A 5495-nucleotide genomic window follows, 5' to 3' on the forward strand; every position below is an offset into this window, starting at 1 on the left:
GTTGCGGGGCGTCGAGGCCGGAGGGCCACCGCGGTGAGCGGTCCGGTGCCGGGCGGCGGCGCCGTGGACGGGGTCGTCTACGATCCGCTGGTCGCGGGCGACGCGATGCGGTGCGCGGAACTCGAACGAGTGCTCTTCCGCGGTGACGGACCGTGGTCTGCCGCATCGTTCCTGTCCGAGATCGGCTCCGGGCACACCACCTGTCTGGCCGCCCGGTCGGAGGGCACGCTGGTCGGGTACGCCGTGCTGGCGGCACTCGGGCGGGCGGGGGACCGGGAATTCGAGGTCCACACCATCGGCGTCGATCCGGCCTTCCGGGGTCGGGGGATCGGGCGCACGATGCTGCGTCGCCTGCTCGCGGTGGCGGACGCGGAGGCGGCCCCGGTGGTCCTGGACGTGCGGACCGACAACGTCCCGGCCCGCGCGCTCTACGAGGCCCACGGTTTCGAGGTGGTGGGGCTACGGCCCCGGTACTACCGTCCGAGCATGGCCGACGCGCACCTGATGGTGCGTCCGGCGCACCACGGACCCGACGCGGGAGGAGGAGACAGTTCATGAGGACCGTTCTGGGGATCGAGAGTTCGTGCGACGAGACGGGCGTGGCGATCGCCCGGGTGCACGATGACGGGCGCGCGGAGCTGCTCGCCGACGTGGTGGCCTCGTCGATGTCCGAGCACGCGCGCTTCGGCGGCGTGGTGCCCGAGATCGCCTCCCGCGCGCATCTCGAGGCGCTCGTCCCGACCGTGCGTGCGGCGCTCGCCGAGGCGGGTGTGGACCGGCCCGACGCCGTGGCCGCGACCATCGGGCCCGGGTTGTCCGGTGCACTGCTGGTGGGCTCCTCGGCGGCCAAGGCCTACGCCGCCGCGTGGGGCACACCGTTCTACGCGGTCAACCACCTGGTGGGACATGTCGCCGTGGCCGGGTTCGACGGCGGACCGCTCGACGAATGCGTGGCGCTGCTGGTCTCCGGCGGACACACCCAGCTCCTGCACGTGCGCTCTCTCACTGATCCGGTGGTGGAGCTCGGCTCGACGGTCGACGACGCGGCGGGGGAGGCCTACGACAAGGTCGCGAGGCTCCTGGGACTGGGTTACCCGGGCGGTCCGGTGATCGATCGACTCGCGGCGTCCGGTGACCCGGCGGCCATACCCTTCCCCCGCGGGATGACCGGGCCCCGGGACGCCCGACACGACTTCTCCTTCTCCGGGCTCAAGACCTCCGTCGCGCGCCGGATCGAGGCCGCCGAGCGCGACGGGGTGCACCTCGAGGTCGCCGACGTGGCCGCGTCGTTCCAGGAGGCCGTGGCGGACGTGCTCACCATGAAGGCCGTGCGGGCCTGCACAGATCTCGGGGTGTCGACCCTGCTCGTCGGCGGCGGCGTCGCCGCGAACTCCCGGCTGCGGGAGCTGGCGGCGCAGCGGTGCGCCGAGGCCGGGATCCGCCTCCGCGTCCCCCGGCCGCGGCTGTGCACGGACAACGGGGCGATGGTCGTGGCGGTGGCGTCCGCGCTCCTCGCGGCGGGTGCCGAACCCAGTGCCCTCACCGTGGCGGCGGATCCGGGGCTCACGGTCGGGGTGACCCAGCTGGTGTGAGGCGGGTGGTGTGAGGAGGGTGGTGAGGCGGGTGCCTCAGAACCCGAGCAGTGCGAAGCCGTACCCGGTGAACAGCAGCATCCCGCAGACCAGCAGGGTGATCAGGACCAACCACAGGTACCCCACCGCGAGGGCGGTGAGGGCGAGACCGCGCCCGGCCTGTCCGGTCCGGTTGATCCTGGCCAGGGCGAGATGGCCGAGCAGGACCGACGCGAGCGCGAAGACCGCGGGGACCGCGGGCAGGAACAGTCCGAGGAAGGACCCGAACACGACGTTGCCCACCGCCAACACGACCGCGGCGAGCGCCGTCCCGTTGACGTCGGGGGGACCGGCGTGCGACTCGTCGCCGGGGTCCTCCGGATCCCGCCGGCCGGACGCGTCCGCGTCACCGGAGGGGGTACGGGACATGGCGACGACTCCTCCCGGGGGCGGCGGGACTTCCCGCTGATCGTACGCGGGGCCCGCGCGCCCGGCGGCGTGCTCGAGCGGGTGTGTGGGGGCCGGGTGGTGTTCGCCGTCCGCGAACGGGGCCGGATCGGGCACCCGGGACACTTGAGTGCTGGCACTCGCGCATATAGAGTGCCAATAGGCATGGACCCGGTCGCGTCACCCGCGACGACGCCACCCCGGTGCCCCGCCCCCCTGAACACACCAGCCATCTACACACGGAGGATCCATCGTGGCGATCAAGCCGCTTGAGGACAAGATTCTCGTCGAGGCCACCGCTGCCGAGACCACCACGGCGTCCGGCCTCGTCATCCCGGACACCGCCAAGGAGAAGCCCCAGGAGGGCACCGTCGTCGCGGTCGGCAAGGGCCGCTTCGACGAGGACGGCGACCGCATCCCCATGGACATCAAGGAGGGGGACAAGGTCATCTACTCCAAGTACGGCGGAACCGAGATCAAGTACGAGGGCAAGGAGTACCTGATCCTCTCCTCGCGCGACGTTCTCGCGGTCATCGACTGACGTGAGTCGGTACAACCCCGCCCCGGTGGCGCCGGCCAGTGTCCGGCCCGCCGGGGCGGTGGTGTCTCACCGGTGTCGCACCGGTCCGTTACGCAGTACGACCCGTCCGTCCCGAACACCCTCTTCCTTCCAGGAGTCCCATCAATGTCCAAGTTGATAGCGTTCGACGAGGAGGCCCGTAAGGGCATGCTCGCCGGTGTCGACCAACTCGCCGACACCGTCAAGGTCACGCTCGGCCCGAAGGGTCGGCACGTCGTGTTGGCCAAGGCCTTCGGTGGCCCCACCGTCACGAACGACGGTGTCTCCATCGCCCGCGAGATCGAACTCTCCGAGCCGTTCGCGAATCTCGGTGCCCAGCTGGTCAAGAGCGTCGCCACCAAGACCAACGACGTGGCCGGTGACGGCACGACCACCGCGACGGTGCTCGCGCAGGCGCTCATCCGTGAGGGGCTGCGCAACGTGGCCGCCGGATCCAACCCGATGGCCATGGGCAAGGGCATCGAGAAGGCCTCGGCCGCCGTCGTCGAGTTCCTCAAGTCCGCCGCCACCCCGGTGTCGGGGTCCGAGGGGGTGGCGCAGGTCGCCACGGTCTCCTCCCGTGACCCCGAGGTGGGCCGGATGGTCGCCGAGGCCATGGACGCCGTGGGTGTCAACGGCGTCGTGTCCGTCGAGGAATCCCAGGGCCTGCACACCGAGGTCGCCGTGACCGAGGGCATCGCCTTCGACAAGGGCTACCTCAGCCCCTACTTCGTCACCGACCCCGACGAGCAGAAGGCCATCTACGAGGATGTCCTGGTCCTGCTGCACCGCGAGAAGATCAGCTCCCTCCCCGACCTGCTCCCGCTGCTCGAGAAGGTCGCCGAGACCGGCAAGCCGCTGCTCGTCGTGGCCGAGGACGTCGACGGCGAGGCGTTGTCGACGCTGGTCGTCAACTCGATCCGCAAGACCATCAAGGTCGTCGCGATCAAGGCCCCGTTCTTCGGCGACCGCCGCAAGGCCTTCCAGGACGATCTCGCTATCGTCCTCAAGGGTCAGGTCGTCAGCCCGGACCTGGGCATGAAGCTCTCCGACTGTGGCCTCGAGGTGCTCGGACACGCCCGCCGCGTGACCGTCTCCAAGGACGAGACGATCATCGTCGACGGTGACGGTGACCAGGCCGACGTCGACGCCCGGGTGGCGCAGCTGCGCCGCGAGGCCGAGAACACCGACTCCGACTGGGACCGCGAGAAGCTCGAGGAGCGCATCGCCAAGCTCTCCGGGGGCGTCGCGGTCATCCGCGTCGGCGCCGCCACCGAGACGGAGCTCACCGAGCGCAAGCTCCGCGTCGAGGACGCGGTCAACTCGGCCAAGGCCGCCGTCGAGGAGGGCGTGATCGCCGGTGGCGGTTCCGTGCTCGTCCAGGCCGCGGCGTCGCTCGCCCGGCTCGCCGAGGACACCACCGACGCCGACGAGGCGGTGGGGGTGAACGTCGTCCGCAAGGCGCTGGCGGCGCCACTGTTCTGGATCGCCGCCAACGCGGGCGAGGACGGCTCCGTCGTGGTGAGCAAGGTCGCCGACCTCGGTCCGAGGGACGGCTTCAACGCCGCCACCGGCGAGTACGGTGACCTCGTCTCGGCGGGCATCATCGACCCGGTGAAGGTCACCCACTCGGCCGTCGTCAACGCCTGTTCCGTCGCGCGGATGGTGCTGACCACCGAGACGGCGATCGTCGAGAAGCCCGAGCAGGAGGCGCCCGGCGGGCACTCGCACGCCGGTCACTCGCACTGATCCCGTCCCGACCGGGCCCCGGTCCCGCACCCGCGGGACCGGGGCCCGCTCGTCGTCCGGCGACCGGTGATGTCGTCTCACCCCGCTCCGAGCGGCTACGCTGGGCCCTCACCGGATGACCTCCGGCACAGGGGTCGCAGAAGTATCCTGTGCCCACGCCCCGCCGGCCGCGACGGTCCGGACGTGAGACCGCGACGGTCCGGCGCCGCACCCCGACAGAAAGGCCGTGCCCCGTAGCACACCCGTGTAACGAGAGGCCCCCCTAAATCGATGACAGGTACAGCAGACGAGTTGGAACTCGCCGTCGCCGCCGCGGTCAAAGGAGACCGTTCGGCGGCCACGCGGGTACTCGAACTCGTCCGTCCCGGGGTGGTGCGGTATTGCCGCTCCCGCGTCGGGGGTGCGGAGAGGGTCAACCTTTCTGCTGACGATGTCGCACAGGAGGTGCTGATCGCGGTGCTCTCGGCGTTGCCCGGGTACCGGGATCAGGGACGTCCCTTCATGGCCTTCGTGTACGGGATCGCCGCACACAAGGTCGCGGACGCGCACCGGGGCGCCGCACGGAACAAGTCGGATCCCGTCGAGTACCTCCCGGAGGTGCTCTCCACGGAGACGGGGCCGGAGGATCACATCCTCGACGGCGAGGTGGCCAGGGCGATGAGTCGTCTACTGGGAACCCTGCCCGAGAAGCAGAGGGAGATCATCCGACTGCGGGTGGTCGTGGGACTCTCCGCGGAGGAGACCGCGGAGATAGTGGACAGCACGGCCGGAGCCGTGCGGGTGGCCCAACACCGGGCCATGAAGCAGCTCCGGACCAGGATCGAGCAGGACGGAGAGGAGCGATGGCGATGAACGACGACGATGTCGACCCCGGCACCCGGGACGACGCCGCCTCCCTCGACGCGCACGGTCCGGATCCGGAGGCGGTGGAGCGTGACGACGAGCTCCTGCGCGTCCTCGGGGTGGGCGACCGCCCCGCCGGCTCCGACGCCCTGGCCGCGCTGCTCGCCGACTGGCGCGAGGAGGTCGACTCCGCGCCCCTGCCCGATCTGCCGGGGCAGGAGGAGATCGAGGCCGCGCTCGCGCCGAACGTCTCCCGCCTGTGGCCCCGCCGTGGCTGGGCCAGGTCGCATGAACACCACCACGGGCAGCGCCCCGCGTTGTGGCAG

6 protein-coding genes and 1 pseudogene are annotated in these 5495 nt (G+C 71.1%); 6 read left to right on the forward strand and 1 reads right to left on the reverse strand.

Annotated features, from left to right (window positions below; all coding sequences use genetic code 11):
- Positions 1–105: 105 nt before the first annotated feature.
- Positions 106–558 (forward strand): ribosomal protein S18-alanine N-acetyltransferase, encoded by a 453-nt coding sequence (gene rimI / locus G6021_RS10080; protein ID WP_182610144.1) that lies wholly within the window; start codon positions 106–108, stop codon positions 556–558.
- A complete protein-coding gene (gene tsaD, locus G6021_RS10085) occupies positions 555–1592 on the forward strand; it encodes a tRNA (adenosine(37)-N6)-threonylcarbamoyltransferase complex transferase subunit TsaD (RefSeq protein WP_182641210.1) in 1038 nt (345 codons plus the stop codon). Before rimI ends, tsaD begins: the two co-directional genes overlap by 4 nt.
- Before the next feature lie 36 nt (positions 1593–1628).
- Here the strand turns inward: tsaD and G6021_RS10090 are convergent, their stop codons facing one another.
- On the reverse strand, positions 1629–2000 hold the full coding sequence (locus G6021_RS10090; RefSeq protein WP_179524688.1) for a DUF4190 domain-containing protein: 372 nt from the start codon (positions 1998–2000) through the stop codon (positions 1629–1631).
- A 271-nt stretch (positions 2001–2271) separates the two neighbouring features.
- Here G6021_RS10090 and groES point away from each other — a divergent pair, with 271 nt between their 5' ends.
- The 4 genes and pseudogenes from groES to G6021_RS10110 all read left to right on the forward strand — a co-directional run.
- Positions 2272–2559 carry a co-chaperone GroES gene (groES, locus tag G6021_RS10095; RefSeq protein WP_017837219.1) on the forward strand — a complete coding sequence of 96 codons (288 nt, stop codon included), beginning with the start codon at positions 2272–2274 and terminating at the stop codon, positions 2557–2559.
- 144 nt (positions 2560–2703) lie between these two features.
- Complete coding sequence (groL, locus tag G6021_RS10100) at positions 2704–4326, forward strand: chaperonin GroEL (protein WP_179524689.1); 1623 nt, start codon at positions 2704–2706, stop codon at positions 4324–4326.
- 270 nt (positions 4327–4596) lie between these two features.
- Positions 4597–5178: a sigma-70 family RNA polymerase sigma factor gene (locus G6021_RS10105; protein WP_179524690.1), complete on the forward strand. Its 582-nt coding sequence runs from the start codon at positions 4597–4599 to the stop codon at positions 5176–5178.
- Positions 5175–5495 (forward strand): annotated as a pseudogene (locus tag G6021_RS10110) (hypothetical protein); the annotation flags it as partial. The gene G6021_RS10105 and the pseudogene G6021_RS10110, both read left to right, overlap by 4 nt.

It is taken from the genome of Dietzia sp. CW19, assembly GCF_014145265.1.
GTDB classification, from domain to species: Bacteria; Actinomycetota; Actinomycetes; order Mycobacteriales; family Mycobacteriaceae; genus Dietzia; species Dietzia natronolimnaea.

Coding starts and splice junctions, on each gene's coding strand:
- rimI (WP_182610144.1), top strand. CDS start 106: ATGCGGTGCGCGGAACTCGAACGAGTGCTCTTCCGCGGTGACGGACCG.
- tsaD (WP_182641210.1), top strand. CDS start 555: ATGAGGACCGTTCTGGGGATCGAGAGTTCGTGCGACGAGACGGGCGTG.
- G6021_RS10090 (WP_179524688.1), bottom strand. CDS start 2,000: ATGTCCCGTACCCCCTCCGGTGACGCGGACGCGTCCGGCCGGCGGGAT.
- groL (WP_179524689.1), top strand. CDS start 2,704: ATGTCCAAGTTGATAGCGTTCGACGAGGAGGCCCGTAAGGGCATGCTC.
- G6021_RS10105 (WP_179524690.1), top strand. CDS start 4,597: ATGACAGGTACAGCAGACGAGTTGGAACTCGCCGTCGCCGCCGCGGTC.